Raw genomic sequence first — 21,896 nt, 5'->3', positions numbered from 1 at the left:
CCCGAGTCTGACCATTTCCGGCTGGCGTGCTCGGGCTTCGAGCACGCCATTCTCGGTGGCGCGAGCTATCTCGCACTGGCGGAAGGCCTGCAGAACGCGCTGTGGTCGCTCGGCGGTGGAGCACCGCAGCGACAGACCTCGCGCCCACCTTAAAAGCATCTCGTTATACAGAAGTAGGACCGCCTCCACGCTGTGGCATGGAGCCTGAGGCCGCGGCAATTTCAAGGTAAGGGGTTGTTAACTTCGACAGACTCGCGTTTACTCTCGGATTTTCGTGCAGCAATGAGCAACGAGTCGGGGGCATGGGTGGACGAGGAATTTGAGAGTCTGGATCTTGGTGATCCGCGGCGGGATCGACGGGCCAAGGAGTTGCTCAAACGGTTTGCGGCCCTGCCTACGGCCAGCATTCCCGGCGCATGCGATGACTGGTCGCAAACCATTGCGGCGTATCGCTTTCTCAGCAATGAGCAGATCGATTGGCGGGACGTGATGCAGCCGCATTGGGAACGCACGGCGGCCAGAGTCGCACAGTTCCCGGTGGTGCTGTGTATCGCTGATACGACCGAGCTGAACTTCAATGGCCAGGAGATGAACGGGCTGGGTCCGTTGAGCTACGAAGCCCAGCGGGGCATGTATTTGCATCCGACCTACGCGGTGACGCCTGACCGTGAACCTCTGGGGGTGATCGATGCCTGGATGTGGGCTCGCGAGCCAAAGGACGCCGACGGGAACCGCGGCGGGATCAAGGAAAGCGTACGCTGGATTGAGGGGTACGAACGGGTGGCGGAGCAAGCCGCGATGCTGCCCCAGACACGGCTGGTGTATGTGACGGATCGCGAGGGGGACATCGCCGAGTTGCTGGCGCGCGCCCAGGAACTTGGCCAACCGGCCGACTGGCTGATCCGCAGTCAACACAACCGCAACCTTGCTGAGGGCGGCAAGTTGTGGGGTAGCGTCGACGCAAGCCCGGTACTCGGGGAAATCACCTTTATCTTGCCAGGGCGTGCAGGCCAGAAAGCGCGCGAGGTCAGACAGGAACTACGCGCAAAACGTATGAGGCTGCCCGGTCTGGATGGCCCTGCGCTTACCTGTGTAGAGGCCAGGGAGATAGGAGCGCCCGCAGGCATCAAGCCAGTGGTTTGGCGGCTGTTGACGAACCGAGAAGCGCAGGACGCCGATGCTGTCATCGAGCTCGTCGACTGGTACCGAGCCCGATGGGAAGTGGAGATGTTCTTCCATGTCCTGAAGACCGGCTGCAAGGTCGAAGCGCTACAGCTATCGCACATGGATCGTGTAGAGCGGGCCTTGGCGCTGTATATGGTGGTGGCGTGGCGCATTGCCCGCCTGATGCGGTTGGGCAGAACCTGCCCGGATCTTGATGCGTCGCTGTTCTTTGATGCCGACGAGATTCGGGGAGCATACGTGCTCTCCAAGAAAGCTCGCCCGAAGACACCGGTCACACTCAATCAGATGATTCGGTTGGTTGCTTCCCTGGGTGGCTTCCTTGGGCGGAAGAGCGATGGCGAGCCCGGCGCTAAGACGATCTGGATCGGCATGCAGCGAACCATGGACGCCGCGCTCACCATTCAAGCACTACGGGAAGAGTCGTGACTTCCGTATAAGGAAATGCCTTAAAAGCGCTATCCCTGACGCGCTGCTAGTACGCGGCAGCGCCGACTTCACCGACCTTGCGGCCTATCGCTGCGTCACGTCGCATCGACGAGGGCAATGGCAAGTGCACTGAGGCCGAACGTCCCTTCCTGCCTTTTCTGCCCAATACGCGCACTAACGACTGCGAGGAAACGCGTGTGTAAGCCACCTTCACCGGCGGCTTGTATTGAAGGTCTCCTATACCGTCCCTTCGCGGCTGATCGGTCATCGCCTGCGCGTGCGGGTGTATGGCGACCAGAACAGATCCTGGGCGGCCCGGCCCTGATGTCGCTAGTGCGGCAGTCCGGGCGCCAACGGGACCCGGCCATGCTTACCGACTACCGGGCAGGTCATCCACGCGCTGCGCCGCAAAGCGATGGCGCTGCTGAACTCGTCTTTTCTCCAGATCTTTCCGCATGAGGCCTATGGGGTCCGGCAGGTCTCCGCGATCCAGCGGAGATTCGCGCACACCGCTGCTGTGTAGGCCAGAGAGCTTTGAGCCACATATAGAACGCTTCATAAAACCAAAGCGGTGGCTTCATAAAGTATCATAAAACGAGACAAAAATAATCTAAGAGTGAGACTCTACTTGATTTTAGAAAGCGGCAGAACAATAATGAGTCCACCAGAGAGTTCGAACGGCACCACGAAAAAGGAGACGACTGATGGACAAGCGAGCGAGCGGAAGTATGGGAAACCAGGCGCAAGAGCTTGAATACAGTGGCTACTACAAGACTGCGGTGCCGCCGCCCGACCCGCTGATCACCCAAACGGGCCCGGCGCTGCACTGGCTTGAGCAGCGGCCGCTGGGCTGAAGGCCCGCAGGCTTTCGCCGAAAAGCATGCGGAGAGGGCCAAGTCAGCAAAATCCACTAGTTCCGCCAGCCCACGTCTGTTATTGCGTGGCCGCCGTGTCTCTGCTGCCTCGTGCTCGGCGGTCGCGCCGGGGTCGTCACGGACGTATTTTGCTCCAATATCGTCCCGCGTTGCCTCCTTAGCACTTGCCATATTGGCGACGTAAGACGCGGCGCCAACGTGACCACTCCGAGTGCCCTACCGAACCGAACGTCTATCCCAAGCTACGGCCGACAAAATGACGCCTTTCCTCCGTTCGCGCGGCCGAAGAACTGATACAAAGACGTCGACTGGCTTTGATAGCCCTTACAGCTGGCGTGTGATCATACTTACGCTGATTATCACCTCACTCAGTTTTGGCGCGGTGACATCGGTTCCGATTCTATTGAAACCGATAGCTGCAGAGTGGGCACAGGGCGTTCGGCCGATATCTCTCATCCATATGTCAGCCATGCTTGGGGCAAGTGTCGGTAGCCTCGTGCTGGGTCGCGTAGTCGATCGATTTGGATTTTTTAGAATCGCCGTAGTAGGCGCCTTTGCGACGGCGGGCGGCGTTACTCTGGCTGCTCATGCAACAGACCTTTTAACTCTTCACATTGCGTACGGCCTCTTAGTAGGTGGGCTCGGACAAGCGGCTTTTTTTAGTCCGATCGCCGCTGAGTCCTCACGGTGGTTCTGTCGCCGTCGGCCATTCGCTGTGGCTGTGGCTGCGTGCGGCCAGAGTGTAGGGGGTGTCGTCGCGCCATTACTGCTGCGAACTCTAGAGGCTGCCTATGGCTGGCGCACTGCATTACTGATTTATGGAAATGTGGCGGCATTCGCGATTCTGATATGTGCACTAGTCTTTCGACGCGCAGCCCCTGGCTTTGCCGGGCGACCGAGCGTCGAGAAGGGCGGACCGCCCTTAACTTCGCGCGATATAAGGCAATTGCTACTTCTTTGCATTGCCCTTGGCCTCTCAGCGCTTTCAACCTTCGTCGTCATAGGTCATTTGACATCTTATGGTGAGGAACAGGGTCTGCCGCCGCGATTGTCTGCAACGCTTTTATCGATTCTACTTGGCTCGGCGCTTTTCTCTCGTCTTTCTGTTTCCGCCATGCTGACCCGTTGGGGAAGCATTCGCGTGCTGGTGGCTTTGTCCGCGATTCACTGGCTAGGCATCACGGTATTGGCAATGAGCGGGGGCCTTGTTTCAACCTCAATCGGCGCCATACTTATTGGCTTTGGGTTCGGTGGCTACCTTCCTACCTATGCGGTAGTGTTGAGCAACATTTTTCCTCCCCATCAGGCAGGGCGGAGGATCTCGGAAGTCTATTCTTTAGTATTTCTAATGGCGGGGCTTGGGAGCTTGCTCGGAGGCGTTTTTCGCGATAATACAGGAAGTTACACATCTTCGTTCTGCCTTGCTTCCCTGAGTTCTGGGGTAGCGTTGCTCGTCCTCGGGGCGGTGCACTTGTTGTCCCGCGCCCGTTCTGATGGCGTGCAGGTGTAGCGTCACCGCGCGGTCGGAAACAGAGGGAGTGTTAAAAACTGCGGATTTCGGTGAAGGTGATCAGCGGTTTCGGCGAACGTGATCAGGGAAGGAAGGTGGTACTGCGCGGTCAGGAGATTGTAGCGTAGGTGATCACGATGCCCGTTTATTGGCGTCGGTTGCCGTGCGCTTGCGCATGGATTCGCCTTTGAGCGACACCTTGTGCGCCTGGTGGACCAGCCGGTCCAGGATGGCGTCAGCCAGCGTCGGATCATTCAGCCACTGGTGCCAATGCTCGATCGGGAGCTGGCTTGTCACGATGGTCGAGCGGGTGCCGACGCGATCGTCCAGAACTTCCAGCAGATCGCCGCGAGCGCTTTCAGAAGGCTCCTGTAGGCCCCAGTCGTCCAGCACCAGGACATCGATGCGCGCGAGTTGTGCCAGGCGGCGGGTGAAGCTCCCGTCGCCGTGGGCGATCTGCAGCTCCTCGAACAGTCGAGGCACCCGCAGATAGAGAGCAGAGAATCCCTGCCGACAGGCCTGCTGGGCAAACGCACAGGCCAACCAGGACTTGCCGGCACCGGTCGCCCCGGTCAGGATGAGGCTCTGAGCGTTGCGGATACAGTCGCAACTGGCCAGGGTAGCGACCAGCCGCTGATCAAGGCCGCGGCTGCCGTCATAGACCACATCCTCAAGGCATGCCTGGGTGTGCTTGAGCTTGGCAGTGCGCAGCAGCCGCTCCAGGCGCCGGGTGTCGCGCCAAGCGATCTCCCGGTCGACCAGCATGGAGAAGCGTTCCTCGAACGGCAGGCTGGAGCTGGCAGTCAGGACAGACTGTTCCTCGAAGGCCCGTGCCATCCCGTCGAGCTTGAGGGCCTTGAGCTGGCCGACTGTGTGTTGCATCAGCATAGTTTTCCTAATGGTAGTAGTCGGGTCCGCGCACGTTGTCGTGCATGGGGGAATGCCACTCGGTTTGGGATACCGGCAGAGTGGCTTGCCGGTCCAGATGGTTTTTAAGGATGGAGACCACCGACTTACGCGTGAGCGAGCCAATGGCAACGGCGCGGGCGCAAGCGGCTTCGAGTCGGTCGTTGCCGTACTTCTTGGCCAGACTTAGCAGACCCAGGCAGGCGCGATAGCCCATCTCAGGATGGCTCTTGTGGGTGAGCTGGTATTGGACGATGACGGCGACGCTGGGCCCGATCGAGGCTGCCCAGTTGAGCAGCCGGCCTGGCGTCCATTCGAGGTGGGCTCGGTGCGCCACAGGCATATGTTCCTTGACTGTGCTGTGGCTGCCCTTGCGGGTATTGCGCGCGTGCAGCGCCACGCGCTTGCCACCGTACAAGATCTCGATGGTGTGGCGGGTCACGCGGGCCTCCACCGCCTTGCGCACCAGGGCATGCGGCACGCTGTAGTAGTGGCCGTCGATCTCGACGTGGTAATCGATGTTTTCTGTGGTCGACCACAGAAAACATCTTGTACTAAACCGCTGACGCGGTAGTGGGAGGGAAGCGGAGGCCAGTGCCTGGCGTTCTGTGAGAGCGGTTGTCTGGTGGCGGGGACCCCGGGGAAGGGATGAGGCGGCGGCTGGGAGCAGCATGGAGGTGCCCGACCGGGCATTCGAGCCTGTCAGATTTTTAGTGTGACGAGGTCATGAGACGATTACGGAAACGTCCTATGACCGACACAACAGTGACCAAGAAGAGCAAGAGCCCGAAGGCACCCAAGCTGTTCCCTGATGAACTGATCGATCAACTGCTGGCGCAGGTCCAGAACAAAGATGCCGAGTCGATCCTCGGCGAATCAGGCCTGGCTGGGCAGTTGAAGAAGCAATTGGCCGAGCGAATGTTGGCGGCCGAACTGACTCATCACCTGGAGAGCGAGGCGGAGCAAGGCAAAGCCGGCAACCACCGCAACGGCAAGAGCCCCAAGACAGTCATTACGCCCAACGGCGAGCTGACGCTCGATATCCCGCGCGATCGGCAGGCAACGTTCGAGCCGCAGTTGGTTGGCAAGTATCAACGCCGGCTTCCAGGCTTCGACGACCACGTCATCAGCATGTATGCGCGCGGCATGAGCGTGCGCGAGATTCAGGGCCATCTGCTGGAGCTATACGGGCTCCAGGTGTCGCCCGATCTGATTTCCACGGTCACGGATGAGGTGCTGGCCGACGTCGAGCAATGGCAGCAACGGCCGCTCGAGGCCATGTATCCGATCGTGTACTTTGACGCGCTCCGGCTGAAGATTCGCGACGAAGGCACGGTCAAGAACAAGGCGGTCTATCTGGCGCTGGGCATTCGGGCCGACGGCCGCAAGGAAGTACTGGGCCTGTGGATCGAGCAAACCGAGGGCGCCAAGTTCTGGCTGAAGGTCTTCAACGAATTGAAGAACCGCGGTTTGAACGACATCCTAATCGCAGTGGTCGATGGCTTGCGCGGCTTTCCCGAGGCGATCGAAGCGGTCTATCCGGATGCCCAGATCCAGACCTGCATTGTGCATCTCATCCGCAATTCGCTGAGTCTGGCGAGTTGGAAGGATCGCAAGCCGCTCGCTGCGGCGCTCAAGCCGATCTATCAGGCCGCCACGGCCGATGCGGCAGCAGCGGCGCTGGAGGCTTTCTCCCAAGGCGAATGGGGTCGTAAATTCCCTACCGTCGCGGCCATGTGGCAACGCCAGTGGGAGCAAGTGATTCCCTTCTTTGCCTATCCACCGGAAGTACGCAGAATCATATATACGACCAACGCCATTGAAAGCATGCACATGCAGTTGCGCAAGATCGTCAAGAATCGAGGCCACTTCCCCAGCGACGAAGCGGCCAGCAAGCTGTTGTTTCTGGCCTTGCGCAACATCGAAAAGGATTGGAAGATGCCGCCTATCACCTGGCGGCAGGCAGTCAATCAGTTCGCCATTCTGTTTGGCGAGCGATTCACCAACGCCATCGGCTGAGATTTCTTACAACGACCTCAGCACACGAAATTCCTGACACGTCCGGGCATTCCATTCCCTGTTCCCAGGAGGTCCGTCATGACCCCGCTCCGCCAACGCATGCTACATGACATGCAGATCCGCAACCTCGCAGACAACACACAGAAGTCCTATCTGCTGCAAGTCTCCAGTTTCGCCCGGCACTTCCGTCGCTCGCCGGAACTGCTCGGTCCCGAGGAGATCCGCGCCTGGCTCATCTATCTTCGTGAAGAGCGCAAGCTCGCCCCCGGCAGCCTCGGATCCACCATCGGCGCGCTGCGGTTCCTCTATCGCGTTACGCTGAAGCGTCCCTGGAGCGACGAGGACTTCCCACTGCCCAAGAAGCCGGTCAGACTGCCGGTCATCCTGAGCCTGGAGGAGATCACTACCTTCTTCGAATCCATCGCCAGCCTCAAACAGCGCACCATCTTGATGACCGCGTACGCTGCCGGTCTGCGCGTCTCCGAAGTCGTGCACCTGAAGGTCACCGATATCGACAGCCAGCGCATGGTCATCCGCGTGAACCAGGGCAAGAACAGGAAAGACCGCTACGTCATGCTCTCACCGCGGCTACTCGAGATCCTGCGATTTTACTGGCACGAGACCCATCCCAAGGACTGGCTGTTCCCCGGCGACATCCCCGGGCACCCCATTACGCGTTTTGCCGTAGCACGCGCCTGTGCTCTGGCTCGCCAACGCAGCGGGATCCGGAAACCGATTACGCCACACTCGCTGCGGCACGCCTTTGCAACTCACCTGCTGGAGAGCGGCACCGACGTGCGCAGGATCCAGTTGTTGATGGGGCATCGCGCCCTTTCGACGACTGCGCGCTATTACCGGCCGAAAGGTTTTATGCGCAGTAGCCGAGGTAAAGGCCTTGTAGGCAAGTCCCCAGCGTTGGTTTACTGCACATAAAGTTTCATGATGGGAGTCCTGGCGGCCATCGGGGCCGCCGTTGTGAGGAGCTCGATCATGGAGCATTCCACCCATCAAGTTTCAAGCCGCCTTCCGTTGGAGCAGGTCATTGCCGGTGCCGTGGGCGAACTGGAAAGGCTTCACTACAGCAGACGATCGCTGGGGCGCTATCGCGTAGTCTGGCGACATCTCATCGTGTTTTGTCACGAGATGAGCCTGGGAGATGCGTACTCACAGATGCTGGCGAAACAGTTTTGCACCGCGTATCAGATGCGTGAGGGTGAACGCCTAAACTCACGCCAGGGGTGGCGACGGCATATCGTGTTTGCCCTCAAGGTTCTGGAGGACTTTGCGCATGACGGGCACATTGAACGCACCGTCACCGACATGCAGAAGATACAGGTCCCGGCGCCCATGAGCACGACATTGCGTGACTATGAACTGTACTGCCGGGATCGCCTTCATCTTCGCCCAACGACCCTTCGCGAGCGGATGCGTGAGATCGCGATATTCGCGGATTTCCTTGGTTCAAGGAACATCACGTTTTTTGATCAGATACAGCCGCCCGATCTCTGCGCCTTTGTGACCTCGCAACATCGCCTGGTGGCCAAGTCCGTCTCGCGAATCGTTTCCGATGTGCGCGGCTTTCTGCGGTTTCTTCTGCTGCGAGGACTTCTGCAGCAGGATCTCAGCCATGTATTGCCAGTAGTCCACGTTCCCCGAGATGCGACTGTTCCATCGGTCTGGGACCCGGAACTCGTGACTAGGCTGCTCGAAGTCGTTGATAGAACCTCGCCCAAAGGAAAGCGCGATTACGCGATCCTTCTGCTGGCCTGTCGCCTTGGATTGCGAGCGAGCGACATTCGGACACTATCCCTCGACGATCTGAAATGGGATACAGCCACCATAGAGATTAAGCAGTCGAAGACCCTAGCACCTCTTTGCTTGCCACTAACGGAAGAAGTTGGCGAAGCACTGATTGAGTATCTGAGATTGGCCCGTCCTCAATCGGGTCATCGAGAAGTGTTCCTCACATTGAATGCGCCTTTCCAACCCTTCTGTGAGACAGATAACCTGTATCACGTCGTCGAGAGTTGGAAGGCCCGTGCCGGTATTCGCTTCCGGACTCCACAACGTCACGGATTGCACTCGCTACGCCACACTCTCGCGACGCGACTGCTCCATGAACAGACGCCGTTTCAAGTCATCAGCGACATCCTGGGGCACGCGTCGACGGCGTCGACGTTGATCTACGCCAAGACCAACGTGGAAGCGCTGCGCACGGCCGCGCTGAACACCGAGGAGATGCGCCATGACGAGTAGATCATTCAAGGGACGGTTCCGAAGCGCTGTCGGCTCGCTCATGGAACAGTTTGTCCAGGAGAGACGGGCGTGTGGTTACCGATATGATGAGCCCGCCCGATTGCTGGCGCGCTTTGATCGCTTTCTGTGCGATGAAGGACTATCGCAATGCGAGCTACCGCGCTCGATTAGTCGCAAGTGGCTCTCCAAACAGCCCCACGAGTGTAGGGGCACCCACGATCATCGCATCTGTGCGGTTCGCCAATTCGCCCTATTCATGTGCCGGCAGGGATATTCCGCTGACGTGCCAGCTCGATCTCTGACAGTAAGAAATGCAGATGGTTTCTCGCCACGCATCCTGACCCACGCCGAGATCAACCGGTTGCTCCACGCGGCCGACCAGCTCGTGCCGACCGCGCGATCGCCAATGCGCCATCTCATCATGCCGGAAGTATTCCGGCTACTGTATGGCTGTGGGCTGCGTCTTGGCGAGGTGCTGCACCTTCGCGTGGCCGATGTGGACCTTGACCGGGGTATCCTGACGGTGCGTGAGGCCAAATTCGGGAAGGACCGCCTCGTGCCTCCAGCCTTGCCGCTGGTGCAGCGCCTTCGCAGGTATGCGGGAATCATGGGGGACCGGTCGCCCGAAGCGTACTTCTTTCCTTCACCGTCCGACGGACCGTACAGTCTCGAAGCGGTCTACTGGGTATTCCGGGACCTCCTGTTGCGCTCCGGAATCACGCACGGCGGCAGAGGCAAAGGGCCGCGCGTACATGATGTGAGGCACACATTTGCCGCACATGCCTTGCTGCGCTGGTGCCGCGAGGGGGCTGACCTCGATGCAAAGCTCCCGGTACTGGCGACCTACATGGGACATCGGTCTCTTGTCGGAACGCAGCGCTACCTGCACCTGATAGCTGAACTGTTTCCGGAGATCACGGCGCGCACCAGCGCCGTCTTCGGTGATGTCATCCCGCGGAGGAATGGATCATGAAACCAACGGACTTCTCCATGCTCCTGACCGACTTCCTGACGCATCATCTGGCCGCACAGCGCAACCTAAGCCCCAACACGATCAAGGCTTATCGCGACGTCTTCACCCTGCTGCTGCGATTCTGTCGCGACGTGCGAGGAATCGCACTGGAGCGTCTGTCTCTGGCACAGATCGACGTACCCCTTGTTGAGGCATTCCTTGATCACCTGGTAACCGACCGGCACGTTTCTGTCAGCACGCAGAATCATCGCCTCGCGGCGTTACACGCGTTCTTCCGCTACGTACAGTCGGAAGTGCCCGAGCAACTGTTGCAATGCCAGCAGGTCCTCGCCATTCCGCTGCGGCGACAGCCGCGCCCCAGCGTCGATTATCTCTCCAAGGAATACCTTGCACAGCTTCTCGCTCAACCGGATCTGCGTACGTCTGAGGGCCGCCGAGATGCAGTAATGTTAAGCGTACTCTATGACACCGGCGCCCGGGTACAGGAGTTGATTGACCTGAACGCTGGCGACGTGCGCCTGGATCCTCCGTCGCAGGTACGACTCATGGGAAAGGGTCGAAAGCTACGCGCCGTGCCCCTGATGGACTCGACTGTCGAACTGCTGCGCCAGTATCGACGCGATAACAACCTCGATCGCCCTGAACAGACCGACAAGCCACTCTTCCAGAACCGGCAAGGCACACGGTTATCGCGCTCGGGTGTGCGGTATCTTCTCGAAAAGTATGTGATTCCTATACGACGAAGTCACCCCGAGTTTACGCAGCGGGTGAGTCCCCACAGCCTGCGGCACACAAAGGGAATGCACCTGCTGCAAAGTGGCGTCCCGCTCGAGATCATCCGCGACTTCCTGGGTCACGTCGATGTGAAGACTACCGAGATCTATGCTCGCGCAAATCTTGAGATGAAGCGCAAAGCGCTCGAGAAAGTCAGTGACGGTGCGCCGCTTCCAAAGTTCCCATCGTGGCAGCAGAACAAAACGCTGCTCGAATGGCTCCATTCGCTGTAGGACCGAGGAGGTTACGCACGCCGTTTGTTGGTTGCGGGCCTCCACATCCTGTCCAAACTTTTATGTACAGTTCCTACGACCGAGAACCTTTGCCTATCGCGAGTGGGATTTGAGACTGCGCATAAAACCTTTCGGCCGGTAATAGATCAAATGTGCTGCAGCACATTTCGGCTACCTCAAAGTGGCCACCAGCACCATCTGCGCGACCACGAGCCCCTTCGACCTGCTACCGCATCCCGAGCCCATTCTGGTCCACCCCGCCACGCCTGAGTACTTCTGAACCCCGGACATGCGCACGCCACTGGAAGTGGCGGACATCTTCCGCCACTGCGGAGCGCAGTATCGGCAGACCCATGCCGATGGACTAAGTCGTGCGCAGCGGCGCGCGATGAGTGCAATCGAGCTGTGCCGCACCGCCGCGCTCGGCGGGCACGTAGAGCAGTGCGATATCTGCGGCCATCAGCGCATCGCGTTCAACTCGTGCCGGCATCGCGCCTGCCCCAAATGCCAGTCACTTGCCCGCGCCCAGTGGCTTGAAGACCGCCAGGCCGAACTACTTCCCGAGGTCGAATACTTCCATGTCGTCTTTACTGTACCCGAGCCCATCGCCGCACTCGCCTACCAGAACAAGCGCGCGCTCTATGACCTGCTGTTTCGCACCAGCGCCGAAACGCTGCGCACGATCGCCGCCGATCCCAAGCACCTGGGCGCCGAAATCGGCTTCATCACCATCCTGCATACCTGGGGCCAGAACCTGCAGCATCATCCCCACGTCCACTGCGTCGTACCGGGTGGCGGTATCGCGCTCGATGGCGAGCACTGGAACGCCTGCCGTCCCGGCTTCTTCCTGCCCGTTCGGGTGCTCTCGCGGCTGTTCCGGCGCCTGTTCCTCGAACAGTTGCGCCGCGCCTTTGACGCCGGTGCGTTGCGTTTTTACGGCCCGCTCGCACCGCTCGGCGACGCCCAAGCCTTCGCCGCATGGTTGGCACCCACTGCGCAGGCCGACTGGGTCGTCTACGCAAAACCGCCGTTCGGCGGCGCCCGGCAGGTGCTCGACTATCTGGGCCGCTACACCCACCGCGTCGCCATCTGCAACCACCGGCTGCAGCGTTTTGACGGCGACGCGGTGACCTTCCAGTGGAAAGACTACAAACATGGCGGCGCAAGCCGGACTATGACGCTCTCGGCCGACGAGTTCATCCGTCGCTTCCTGCTGCACGTGCTGCCCGACGGCTTCAAGCACATCCGCAGTTACGGCCTGCTGGCCAATCGCCACCGTGCAGCCAAGCTTGCCACCTGCCGCCGGCTGCTCGGCGTCGTGCCCGCTGCGGAAGACACTTCCCGCGTCATGGACGACTATCGTGACCGTTACCAGCGACTCACTGGTAGGTCGCTACGCGATTGCCCCGTCTGCGCCACGGGTCACATGGTCTGCATCGAAACCTTCCTGCCGGGTGCACTGCCGCGTGCGCCGCCTCCTCACCATGTTCACTGATCCGTTGGCATTACCCGCGACCACGTTTCCATTCATTGCTGCTGGCAACGCGTCCGGCCTTGCGCCATCCAGTACTTGCCGCGTGCCAATGATCCGGAAGCTGCCTAATTCATCTCGCCATATCGACGCTTGCACCAGCACCGCACGATCGCTACTGTCACTTCACCGCAGTCCCCGTGGTTGGCTTACCCCCGTGGACCCCGCCGGATCATTGCGGCGACCATTCAATGCCCATAGACGCCACCGCCCGTGGAGCGGTTTAGCACAAACGGTTTTTTAGTTACCGGTCGCGGGCTGCTGTCCCCAGGTGCTATTCATTTGCACGCGGCCGCGACCGCTAACCAAAAAACCCTCTGCCTTGTGTGGTGTCGCGACTTCTGTGGCCCTGGCTCGTGGGAACCGTGCTGTGCCTCAGGTGGCGCAGTTGGGAGACCACAGAAGCATTGAGAGAATCGAGAGAGCATGATGAATCTCCTGTCGACTTCAGAAGGAGGAGCGACTCATGTTCGATCGACTATTCAAGCGAGAGGCCGCTGTCACGCACCACACCTCGGCCCCGCTATATCAGGAGCGTATTCGCTATCTGGAGTATCTCCAGAACACTGGGGCAGCGCGTAAGACCTTGGTTCGATACGCCGACTACATGCTTTGCGTCGGTGCAAGTTTTCACTGGACGCTTCCGATTTCTGTCACGCCAGGTCAGATCGACGCTGCTGCGAATCGATGGATTGGGCGCCGACCGGCTTGCCCGACCAGGACTGATGGCCAGGCGAGCAGAACGCTATTTGTATCCACGGCGACGAACTGGCTCCGGTTTCTCGGACGGCTGCGAACACCTTCCGTCGATCAGCCTGGCGCGATGCAGATCGAGGCGTATGCGAGTTTCATGCGTGACGAGCGCAACCTTTCATCGGTGACCATTTATACACGTTGTTGTCGTGCCGCCGAGTTTCTTCGACTGGTTGCCGCGCAACGATGCGATCTCGCCGCACTTGATTGGAAGACCATTGATCTTGTCCTTGCCATCAAGGGGCGGCGCGATGGTTTGACACGAGCATCCTTGCGGACCTACGCGTACAACCTGCGCAGCTTTCTTCACTATTTGCAGGAGCACGGGCAGTGTAGCCCCGATTTGGCGGCAGTGATTCGGCCTGCTCGGACCTATCAAGGAGAGACCCTGCCTGCAGGGCCCTCTTGGGAGGCAGTCGGCAGGCTACTCGAGATGCTACAAGGCGATCAGCCCGGCGCAGTACGCGATCGTGCCATTGTGCTGCTATTCGCATTGTATGGGCTGCGCGTGGCGGAAGTTCGGAGGTTGCGTATTGAGGATCTCGACTGGCAGCATGAGGTCCTTCGTGTCCACCGTTCCAAACAGAGCGAACATGTCGACCTTTATCCACTGACGGGAAGCGTCGCAAATGCCATCGCCGGATATCTCCGCTGGATTCGGCCGAAGACGGATCGTCGCGAGGTATTCCTCCAATTGCGTGCTCCGTATCAGCCCGTCAGCAGCAGCGCCCTATGGCAGGTCGTCAACCGTCGGTTACGGCCGATGAATCTCGGGATCAAACACAACGGGCCGCACGTATTGAGACATGCTTGTGCGGCCCGCCTGCTTTCACGTGGACTGACCATGAAGGAGATAGGCGATTACCTCGGTCATGGCAACCCCGCAACTACGGCGCTTTATGCCAAGGTTGACCTTGCTGGCCTGCGTCAGGTAGCCGACATCGATCTCGGGAGGTTCCTATGAAACTCGTCGACGCACTGACTATATATATGCAGCTTGTCCAGGCCAGCGGTTGCAGCGGCGCAAGTGTTGGCGGGGTCCTACGGTTATTCGTTAAGTTCGTGGGCAGCGAGCGTGATCTTGATTCAATCTCGCCACAGGAAGTCCGAGCTTTTCTCGACGGGAACCGGCCACTTAATCAATATTGGCATCGCAAGTACTCAGCTTTGCGCGTTTTCTTTCGCTTTGCGGCTGCCCGCGGTCTGGTACACAAGATTCCGCTTCCCGTCACTACGCCACGGGTTCATCAGAGCTTCTCTCCGTATGTATATTCGGAAACCGATGTCGGCAGACTGATCGAAGCGATTGATGGCCTGCGTACAACGTCCATGATCGAACCGCGCACGCTTCGAACGCTCGTGTTACTTCTATACGGGACCGGGTTGCGGCTGAGTGAAGCGCTGCAACTGCACCTTGCTGAGTAAGCGTCCAGTTCTTCCGCCTTGAATCGATCCACGGGATCCTGCATCGTCCCCACGATGGAGGATCGTGGGGACGATGGATCGAGTGTCGACAACTATCGAGCGGCCGCGCCGCAGAGAGTACGGCGCCGAGTTCAAGGCGACGGTACTGGAGCAAGCTCGCCAGCCTGGGGCATCGGTGGCCGGCGTGGCGCTCAGCCATGGGCTGCACCCGAACATGGTGCACAGATGGGTCAGAGAGGAACGTGAACGCCAGATGCGGGCAACGCAGCGCGAGAGCCGTGCGTTTATTCCACTGCATGTTCAGCCTTTGACACCAACCATGCAGCCGGCCGAGGCGGTCCCATGCGAGACGCCAGCTCCGGCAGCTCCCGACGCCATCCGCATCGAGATCCAGCGCCCAGGCGGCACGCTGGTTGTGCACTGGCCTCTGTCAGCGGCACAGCAATGTGCCCAACTGCTTCGGGACTGGCTGCGATGATCCGCATCGACGCGCTGTGGTTGGCCGTCGAGCCCATCGACATGCGTGCCGGCACCGAGCGGCTGCTGGCGCGCGTGGTACAGGTCTTCGGCGCAGCCCAGTCTCATCACGCCTACCTGTTTGCGAACGCCCGCCACACCCGCGTCAAGCTATTGATACATGACGGCTTTGGCGTGTGGTGCGCCGCTCGCCGCCTCAACCAGGGACGATTTGTCTGGCCTGCGGTACAGGCCGGCGCCACCGGCGCACAACTGACGCAGGCGCAGTTCGACGCCCTGGTCCTCGGCCTACCTTGGCAGCGCCTGGAGGACCTGCGCGCCATTACGCGGATATGAGGATGATCACGGCGCGTTGACAGCATAAATCCGGATGGTGGTAGTGCCCGGTGGCTGGCACGATGGTTCCATGCTGAACCTGCGCCAACTACAAGACCAAGGCCTTCAGGACCTCGCGCCCGAGGACGTGCTGGCATTGGCGCAGCAGATGCTCGCACACATTCAGCAGCAGGAACGCGAGATCAAGCTCAAGGACGTCAAGATCGAGAAGATCACCTTCGAGCTGGCGCGACTCAAGGCCTGGAAGTTCGGGGCCAAGACCGAGGCGATGAGCGCTGAGCAGCGCCGGCTGTTCGAGGAGTCCTTGGCCGAGGACGAGGCCAGTCTGCAAGCGCAGTTACAGCAGGCCAAGGGCGAGCCCTCTGTTGAAGACAACACCAGGTCCACGCGCAAGCCCCGTCGCCAGCCACTGCCGGCCCACCTGCGCCGAGTCGAGCATCACCACGAACCCGAGGATACTCACTGCCCAACACCGGGCTGTGGACGGACCATGGTACGCGTGGGTGAGGACGTCAGCGAGAAGCTGGATATCGTGCCGGCGGAGTTCTTCGTGCACCGCCACATCTATGGCAAGTGGGCCTGCCGCTGCTGCCAACGCCTGGTACAGGAACCCGTCGAACCCCAGATCATCGACGGTGGGCTGCCTGCAGCCGGGCTGGTGGCGCACACGCTGATCAGCCGCTTCGTCGACCATCTGCCTTACTACCGGCAGGAGACGATCAACGCCCGTTCGGGCGTACACACGCCGCGCTCAACACTGGCTGCCTGGTCCGGACGTGCTGGTGCGGCGCTCGAACCGCTCTATGAAGCGCACAAGCGCTTCGTACTTGCAGCAAGGGTGCTGCACGCCGACGAGACGCCGGTGGCATTGCTTGACCCGGGAGCCGGCAAGACCAAGCGAGCGTACGTCTGGGCCTACTCGCGCGGCGCCTTCGATCCACTGCCTGGCGTGATCTACGACTTCTGTATTGGCCGAGGCGCGCAGTACCCGATTGCCTTCCTGGGAGGTGCCAGCGAAGACCGCAACGAGCGATGTTGGCAAGGTACCTTGGTGCGCGACGAATACGCTGCCTATGACAGCGTGTTGCAAGCCAGCCCCGGTCGCGTAGCGGCGGGATGTCTTGCTCATGCCCGACGTCGGTACGACGAACTGCTGCGGAACCAGGGCAACAGCACGGTCGCCCCAGAGGCGCTGCGTCGCATCGCGCAGATCTACCGTCTTGAGCGCGAGCTCGCCACGCTGAGCAGCGAGCAACGTCAGGCCAGGAGGCACAGCGACGCCAAGCCGCTGTGGGAGCAACTGCATGCCTGGCTGCAACTGGAGCGGTCACGTGTGCCTGACGGCAGCATCACAGCCAAGGCGCTCGACTACAGCCTCAAGAACTGGCCGACGCTGACGCACCACCTCCTCGATGGAGAGGTCAGTGTGGACAACAACAGCCTAGAAAATCTGATCCGCCCCTGGGCCCTAGGAAGGCGCTCGTGGTTGTTCGCTGGCAGCGAACTGGCCGGTCAGCGCGCCGCGGTCGTGATGAGCCTGGTGCAATCAGCCAGGCTGCAAGGGCACGATCCATGGGCCTACATCACCGATGTGCTGACCCGCCTGCCCACCCATCTGAACAGCCGCATCGACGAGCTGCTTCCCCACAACTGGCGTCCCGCACGCTGAGCGCGTCTGCTCTCTCACAACCGCTCCCAACCGGCAAGGTGGGACGGCGAGACGCTTACCTTGCTGACGTCGATCTCCAACAGGACGTGATAACAATCCGAGAAGCGAAGTTTTATAAGACGAGGCTTGTCCCACTGGGGGCGCATCTCGCCCAGATTCTGCGCTACCATGTCGAGATTTTTCACAATTCACTCGACGCAGATCCTGCCACACCATTCCTGGTCCGTCGGGATCGTCGTCCGCCCAGTTCGAGCGGCATTAGACGAGCGTTTGCCAGGCTCAGGTTAAAGGCCGGCATCCGGCGCGACGATGACGCTCGTTATCAGCCTCGACTGCACGACTTTCGGGCCACTTTCGCCGTTCATCGACTGACCACATGGTACAGGCAAGGAGCCGATGTTCAGAGGCTCCTGCCTCTTCTATCGACGTACCTTGGCCATGCAAGCATCGCCGCAACTCAGGTATATCTGCCGTTGATACCCGAACTGCTGATTGAAGCGTCGATCCGCTTTGAGCGGTATGCCGCACCGGAGGAATTACCATGAAGACCGACCCTAATCTCTTGGCACCGTGGGTTAAGCGCTTTCTGACAGAATACGTCGTCACTGCGAGGAACATGGCAAGAAGTACCCAACTCAGCTATCGCGACACGCTGGCGAGGCTGATTCGCTACGCAGCGAACGAACTGGGCAAGCGTCCCGACCTCTTGAATGTCGACGACATCAGTCGCGATCTGATCAAACAGTTCTTGCCGCTGACGACGAACGGAAGGCACATAGGTCCGAGGACGACTAATCAACGCCTCGCCGCACTACATACCTTTGCTCGTTTCGTGGGTGAGTACGGCCCTGAGCACCTGCAATGGTCGGGACTCACCCTCTCGATTCCGTTCAGGAAATTTGCACGGCCACAGATTCCTTACCTTGAGAAGGCCGAGATGGATGCTCTTCTGGCAACGGCGGACACCAGAACGGCTCAGGGCACTCGCGATCATGCGTTGCTGCTGTTCCTCTACAACACCGGAGCTCGTTCTGCTGAGGCCGCCCAGCTCAAAGTGGGGGACCTGCAACTTCAATCGCACGGCAACCGTCACAATACATTTGTCAGGCTGCAGGGCAAAGGCGATAATTATGGCGATGTCGCGATTATGCGCAGCGCCACACCTCAAACAGCCGTTGCTGGCTGCAGGCAGGTTTTTTGGTCCCAGTGGACTGCGCATAATAAAAGTGCTTTCCTCAGGAGGTAGTTCGGTTTTTTGAGGAGAGACATCATGGACAACGATGTCGTATTACTGCAGCGGACCCGGGCATGGTTGAGAGATGGCGTGCTCGAACCCAGCTATCAAGCGTATTTGACGTATTTGATTGAGCGGGGATATTCGTCGTGGAGCATCCGTAAGTATTCGTGCTGCGTCGCGCACTTTGCGTATTGGCTGCGCAAGCGACGCGCCAAACTCAGTCAGATTGATGAAGCGTTGATACGCTACTTTCTGGATGAACACCTGCCTCAGTGCGACTGCCCATTGCGCACACCACGATCCAAGAACCATGTTAGGCAGGCCTTGAAGCATCTGCTTGTCGTGCTGCGCCAGAGGGCGGACATATCCAGTCGGCCCGATATCACGCCCCGTTGGATACAGGGGGAGATCAGGGAATTTGACGCACACCTTGACCAGGTCTGCGGGCTGGCCGCATCGACGAGGAGGTTGCGCACGCGCATCGTACGGACATTTCTGTCAGAACGGTTCGGTGCATCGAGAATCAATATGGCGCAGGTCAAGCCGGAACATGTTCATCGATTTGTCGTGAGTCACCTCGAAGGATGCAAGCCAAGCACCGGCAAAGTCCTTGGGATTGCACTACGGAGCTACTTGCGTTTCCGGGGTATGCACGGTGATCGCGTCCTGAGCCTTATTGCCGGGATTCCGCAAATCGCCCAGTGGCGGTTCGAATCGTTACCAGACACGCTATCTGAGGCGGAACTGGAACGGTTTCTCAACGCATTCGATCGCAAATCCGCGATCGGCCGCCGAGACTACGCGATGGCCCGGTGTATGGTCGACCTGGGACTACGCGCCGGCGAAGTGGCTTCGCTACAGCTGGACGATCTGAACTGGCACGACGGAACGTTGCGGTTACAAGCAGGCAAGGCGCGGCGAACAGATGTGCTTCCATTACCGCCCCGGACAGGCCGCGCAATTGCTCAATACCTGACTGACGGCCGCCCGGTCTCTGATAGCCGGGCGGTATTTCTGCGGCATCGCGCGCCACTCATTGAACCCGTCGGTTCGAGCGTCGTTCGCAATACTGTCCGTGCTGCTCATGCACGATGCGGCAATGATCCGCGTCGGCGGGGAACCCATGTTCTGCGACATAGCGTAGGAAGCCGGTTGGTTCAGGCAGGAGTTCCCATGAAGGAGATAGCAGATATCCTTCGACACCGCTGTCTGGATACTACCGCGATTTACACCACGATCGATATCAGTAGCCTCGCCCGCGTCGCGCTGCCCTGGCCGGGGAGAGCATCATGAAGCGTACAGCCAAGATGGTATCGCTCGCCGAGGACTACCTTGCGTCAAGACGTCGTCTCGGTTTCGACCTGCGGTGCTCGGGACGCCGGCTCCTTGACTTTGCCCGCTTCTCCGACCGTACCGGTCATCAGGGGCCGTTGACCGTAAATCTGGCAGTGTCCTGGGCACGGTCCGGACCACTTCAAGCGCCCATTACCTGGGGCCGCCGGATCGAGATCGTTCGCCCGTTTGCTAGGTATCTCCAACAATTTGACCCCGCCACCGAGGTCCCTGCACGTGACCTGTTCGGTCGGTGTCATCGTCGTCTGACACCACACATCTATACCGAGGAGGAGATCCGGGAACTACTCGCCGCCGCCGCTGCCATGCCCTCGAAGGAGAAACTGCGCCCTGTCACCTACTCAACCTTGTTTGGGCTAATTGCAGCCGCCGGACTGCGGATTTCCGAGGCTCTTAATCTAAGACGCGCAGATGTCGATCTTGATCACGGTTTTTTAATGATTAGGGACACGAAATATCGTAAATCGCGCGTCGTTCCTCTTCATCCAACCGTCGTGCGAGAACTTGAGCGCTACGTAAAGCTACGCGATCACGATTGGCCCGCTACGCTAAGCGATCACTTCTTCATTGTGCACGGAAGGAGTATGAAGATCAACACGGTTGAATATGTATTCGGATCCTTGCGCTCCCAGCTGGGATGGGTCGCCCGTGGCGATCATCCGGCTCCACGCATCCACGATCTGAGGCACGCTTTTATCTGTCGAAGGGTGTTGCTCTGGTACCAGCAAGGGGTGGATGTCGACAACGCAATGGTCATGCTATCGACTTACGTAGGGCACGCCAAGGTGACCGACACCTACTGGTATCTGACAGGCATCCCGGAGCTGATGGCGATTGCAGCCCAGCGCTTCGAGCAGTTTACGCAAGGAGTCCGTCATGTCTAAACAGCACCCTCGTTCTTCGCCACCGAACTTCGCAGCGCTGCTACAGGAATTCTTTGTTGAGCGCCTGATGCAACAGCGGGCAGCCAGTCCGCAGACGATAGCCAGTTATCGGGATACATTTCGACTCTTCCTTCAGTTCACCCAGGCGCGTCTCCATAAGTTACCTGTCGACATGGCCTTAACGGACATCACTGTGGATCTGGTGCTGGCCTTCCTTCGCCATCTGCAGGACGATCGACATAATTGCGCGCGCACCCGCAATGCGCGGCTTGTTGCCATCCGTTCATTTCTGAAGTACGCGGCACTCAAGGATATTTCTGCGCTGGCTATTATCCAAAGCACTTTGGCGATCCCGATGAAGCGATTTGACCGACGACTCGTCGGTCACCTCTCTCGTGACGAGATCGAGGCACTACTCGCCGCTCCCGACCCCGACACCTGGTGCGGCCAGCGGGATCGGGTACTGCTTGCAACTCTATACAATACTGGCGCACGCGTTTCCGAACTGATCCACTTGCGCGTGGGAGACGTCGTGCTGGGTAAAGCACCCTGTGCACATATCCACGGCAAAGGTCGAAAGCAGCGCACGGTGCCTTTGTGGCGCTCAACTGCGAGACAAATCAGAAGCTGGCTGCAGCGGATTGGAGCATCGCCTGACCAGACGCTGTTTCCCAATCGATCAGGAAATCCGATGACGCGCTCCAACGTGACGGATCGGCTCAAACTCGCCGTGCAGACAGCCACCAGGCAATGCCCTCAGCTATCAAGCCATCCCGTTTCGCCGCATGTCATCCGGCACTCGACCGGCACTCATCTGCTGCAATCGGGAGTTGACCTGAGCGTCATCGCCCTGCGGCTTGGACACGAAAGCCCGGCCACAACTCACATGTACGTCGAGGCCAACCTCGCGATGAAGGAGCGCGCGCTCAATACTTTGCAGCCACCTCACAGCAGAATCTCGCGGTATCGACCGCCCGACCGCCTGATGCAGTTCCTTGAAAGCCTGTAATTATCCGCAGAATCCACGCCACGGCCTCACTGCATGGCCAATCGCGGCACGGCGAACGGGTGTTC

Annotated in this window: 20 protein-coding genes and 1 pseudogene; 19 read left to right on the top strand and 2 right to left on the bottom strand. The window is 59.5% G+C overall.

The genetic code is table 11. The features are described from left to right. The first annotated feature begins 282 nt into the window (after positions 1–282). From ACIGJB_RS31760 to ACIGJB_RS31750, 3 genes are all read left to right on the top strand, one after another. On the top strand, positions 283–1,611 hold the full coding sequence (locus tag ACIGJB_RS31760; RefSeq protein WP_483733270.1) for an IS4 family transposase: 1,329 nt from the start codon (positions 283–285) through the stop codon (positions 1,609–1,611). A gap of 704 nt (positions 1,612–2,315) precedes the next feature. After that, entirely contained in the window at positions 2,316–2,465 is a 150-nt protein-coding gene (locus ACIGJB_RS31755; protein ID WP_317922782.1) for a hypothetical protein, read from the top strand. Positions 2,466–2,742: 277 nt separating this feature from the next. Beyond that, positions 2,743–3,996, top strand: coding sequence for an MFS transporter (locus ACIGJB_RS31750; RefSeq protein ID WP_317922781.1), 1,254 nt, complete (start codon positions 2,743–2,745; stop codon positions 3,994–3,996). Between the two features lie 132 nt (positions 3,997–4,128). On the opposite strand, the gene istB is transcribed toward ACIGJB_RS31750, so the two are convergent. After that, a complete protein-coding gene (istB, locus tag ACIGJB_RS31745) occupies positions 4,129–4,884 on the bottom strand; it encodes an IS21-like element ISRme9 family helper ATPase IstB (protein ID WP_483734866.1) in 756 nt (251 codons plus the stop codon). A 7-nt stretch (positions 4,885–4,891) separates the two neighbouring features. Beyond that, a pseudogene (locus ACIGJB_RS31740) lies at positions 4,892–5,425 on the bottom strand (Mu transposase domain-containing protein); the annotation flags it as partial. 227 nt (positions 5,426–5,652) lie between these two features. On the opposite strand from ACIGJB_RS31740, the gene ACIGJB_RS31735 reads away from it, so the two are divergent. The 16 genes from ACIGJB_RS31735 to ACIGJB_RS31660 all read left to right on the top strand — a co-directional run bounded on the left by ACIGJB_RS31735 (position 5,653) and on the right by ACIGJB_RS31660 (position 21,831). Next, positions 5,653–6,921: an IS256 family transposase gene (locus ACIGJB_RS31735; protein ID WP_483729500.1), complete on the top strand. Its 1,269-nt coding sequence runs from the start codon at positions 5,653–5,655 to the stop codon at positions 6,919–6,921. A 78-nt stretch (positions 6,922–6,999) separates the two neighbouring features. Next, positions 7,000–7,854 (top strand): tyrosine-type recombinase/integrase, encoded by an 855-nt coding sequence (locus ACIGJB_RS31730; RefSeq protein ID WP_483734865.1) that lies wholly within the window; start codon positions 7,000–7,002, stop codon positions 7,852–7,854. A gap of 57 nt (positions 7,855–7,911) precedes the next feature. Continuing rightward, positions 7,912–9,177 (top strand): site-specific integrase, encoded by a 1,266-nt coding sequence (locus ACIGJB_RS31725; RefSeq protein ID WP_035864572.1) that lies wholly within the window; start codon positions 7,912–7,914, stop codon positions 9,175–9,177. Continuing rightward, positions 9,167–10,150, top strand: coding sequence for a tyrosine-type recombinase/integrase (locus tag ACIGJB_RS31720; protein ID WP_035864569.1), 984 nt, complete (start codon positions 9,167–9,169; stop codon positions 10,148–10,150). The genes ACIGJB_RS31725 and ACIGJB_RS31720 overlap by 11 nt, the downstream gene beginning before the upstream one ends. Beyond that, entirely contained in the window at positions 10,147–11,157 is a 1,011-nt protein-coding gene (locus ACIGJB_RS31715) for a site-specific integrase (RefSeq protein WP_035864567.1), read from the top strand. The genes ACIGJB_RS31720 and ACIGJB_RS31715 overlap by 4 nt, the downstream gene beginning before the upstream one ends. Positions 11,158–11,446: 289 nt before the next feature. Further along, on the top strand, positions 11,447–12,652 hold the full coding sequence (locus tag ACIGJB_RS31710) for an IS91 family transposase (RefSeq protein ID WP_483734864.1): 1,206 nt from the start codon (positions 11,447–11,449) through the stop codon (positions 12,650–12,652). A 502-nt stretch (positions 12,653–13,154) separates the two neighbouring features. Next, complete coding sequence (locus ACIGJB_RS31705; RefSeq protein WP_483734863.1) at positions 13,155–14,405, top strand: tyrosine-type recombinase/integrase; 1,251 nt, start codon at positions 13,155–13,157, stop codon at positions 14,403–14,405. Further along, positions 14,402–14,866, top strand: a complete 465-nt coding sequence (locus ACIGJB_RS31700) for a hypothetical protein (RefSeq protein ID WP_483734862.1) — start codon at positions 14,402–14,404, stop codon at positions 14,864–14,866. Before ACIGJB_RS31705 ends, ACIGJB_RS31700 begins: the two co-directional genes overlap by 4 nt. Positions 14,867–14,939: 73 nt before the next feature. Then, positions 14,940–15,344 (top strand): IS66-like element accessory protein TnpA, encoded by a 405-nt coding sequence (tnpA, locus tag ACIGJB_RS31695; RefSeq protein ID WP_483733012.1) that lies wholly within the window; start codon positions 14,940–14,942, stop codon positions 15,342–15,344. After that, positions 15,341–15,679: an IS66 family insertion sequence element accessory protein TnpB gene (tnpB, locus tag ACIGJB_RS31690; RefSeq protein WP_058698242.1), complete on the top strand. Its 339-nt coding sequence runs from the start codon at positions 15,341–15,343 to the stop codon at positions 15,677–15,679. The genes tnpA and tnpB overlap by 4 nt, the downstream gene beginning before the upstream one ends. 70 nt (positions 15,680–15,749) lie before the next feature. Further along, the gene (gene tnpC / locus ACIGJB_RS31685; protein ID WP_483733013.1) at positions 15,750–17,348 is read left to right on the top strand and encodes an IS66 family transposase; all 1,599 of its coding nucleotides are present in this window, start codon (positions 15,750–15,752) and stop codon (positions 17,346–17,348) included. Then, a complete protein-coding gene (locus ACIGJB_RS31680; RefSeq protein WP_483734861.1) occupies positions 17,252–17,893 on the top strand; it encodes a tyrosine-type recombinase/integrase in 642 nt (213 codons plus the stop codon). Before tnpC ends, ACIGJB_RS31680 begins: the two co-directional genes overlap by 97 nt. Continuing rightward, the gene (locus tag ACIGJB_RS31675; RefSeq protein WP_483734860.1) at positions 17,890–18,594 is read left to right on the top strand and encodes a tyrosine-type recombinase/integrase; all 705 of its coding nucleotides are present in this window, start codon (positions 17,890–17,892) and stop codon (positions 18,592–18,594) included. Before ACIGJB_RS31680 ends, ACIGJB_RS31675 begins: the two co-directional genes overlap by 4 nt. 24 nt (positions 18,595–18,618) lie before the next feature. Next, entirely contained in the window at positions 18,619–19,878 is a 1,260-nt protein-coding gene (locus ACIGJB_RS31670) for a site-specific integrase (RefSeq protein ID WP_483734859.1), read from the top strand. Continuing rightward, a complete protein-coding gene (locus ACIGJB_RS31665; protein WP_483734858.1) occupies positions 19,875–20,822 on the top strand; it encodes a tyrosine-type recombinase/integrase in 948 nt (315 codons plus the stop codon). The genes ACIGJB_RS31670 and ACIGJB_RS31665 overlap by 4 nt, the downstream gene beginning before the upstream one ends. Then, entirely contained in the window at positions 20,815–21,831 is a 1,017-nt protein-coding gene (locus ACIGJB_RS31660) for a tyrosine-type recombinase/integrase (RefSeq protein WP_483734857.1), read from the top strand. Before ACIGJB_RS31665 ends, ACIGJB_RS31660 begins: the two co-directional genes overlap by 8 nt. Positions 21,832–21,896 lie beyond the last annotated feature (65 nt).

It is taken from the genome of Cupriavidus sp. C2SS-8b (assembly GCF_057073745.1).
The sequence above is the reverse complement of the archived record's forward strand: the minus strand, read 5'-3'. Positions and strand labels throughout refer to the sequence as shown.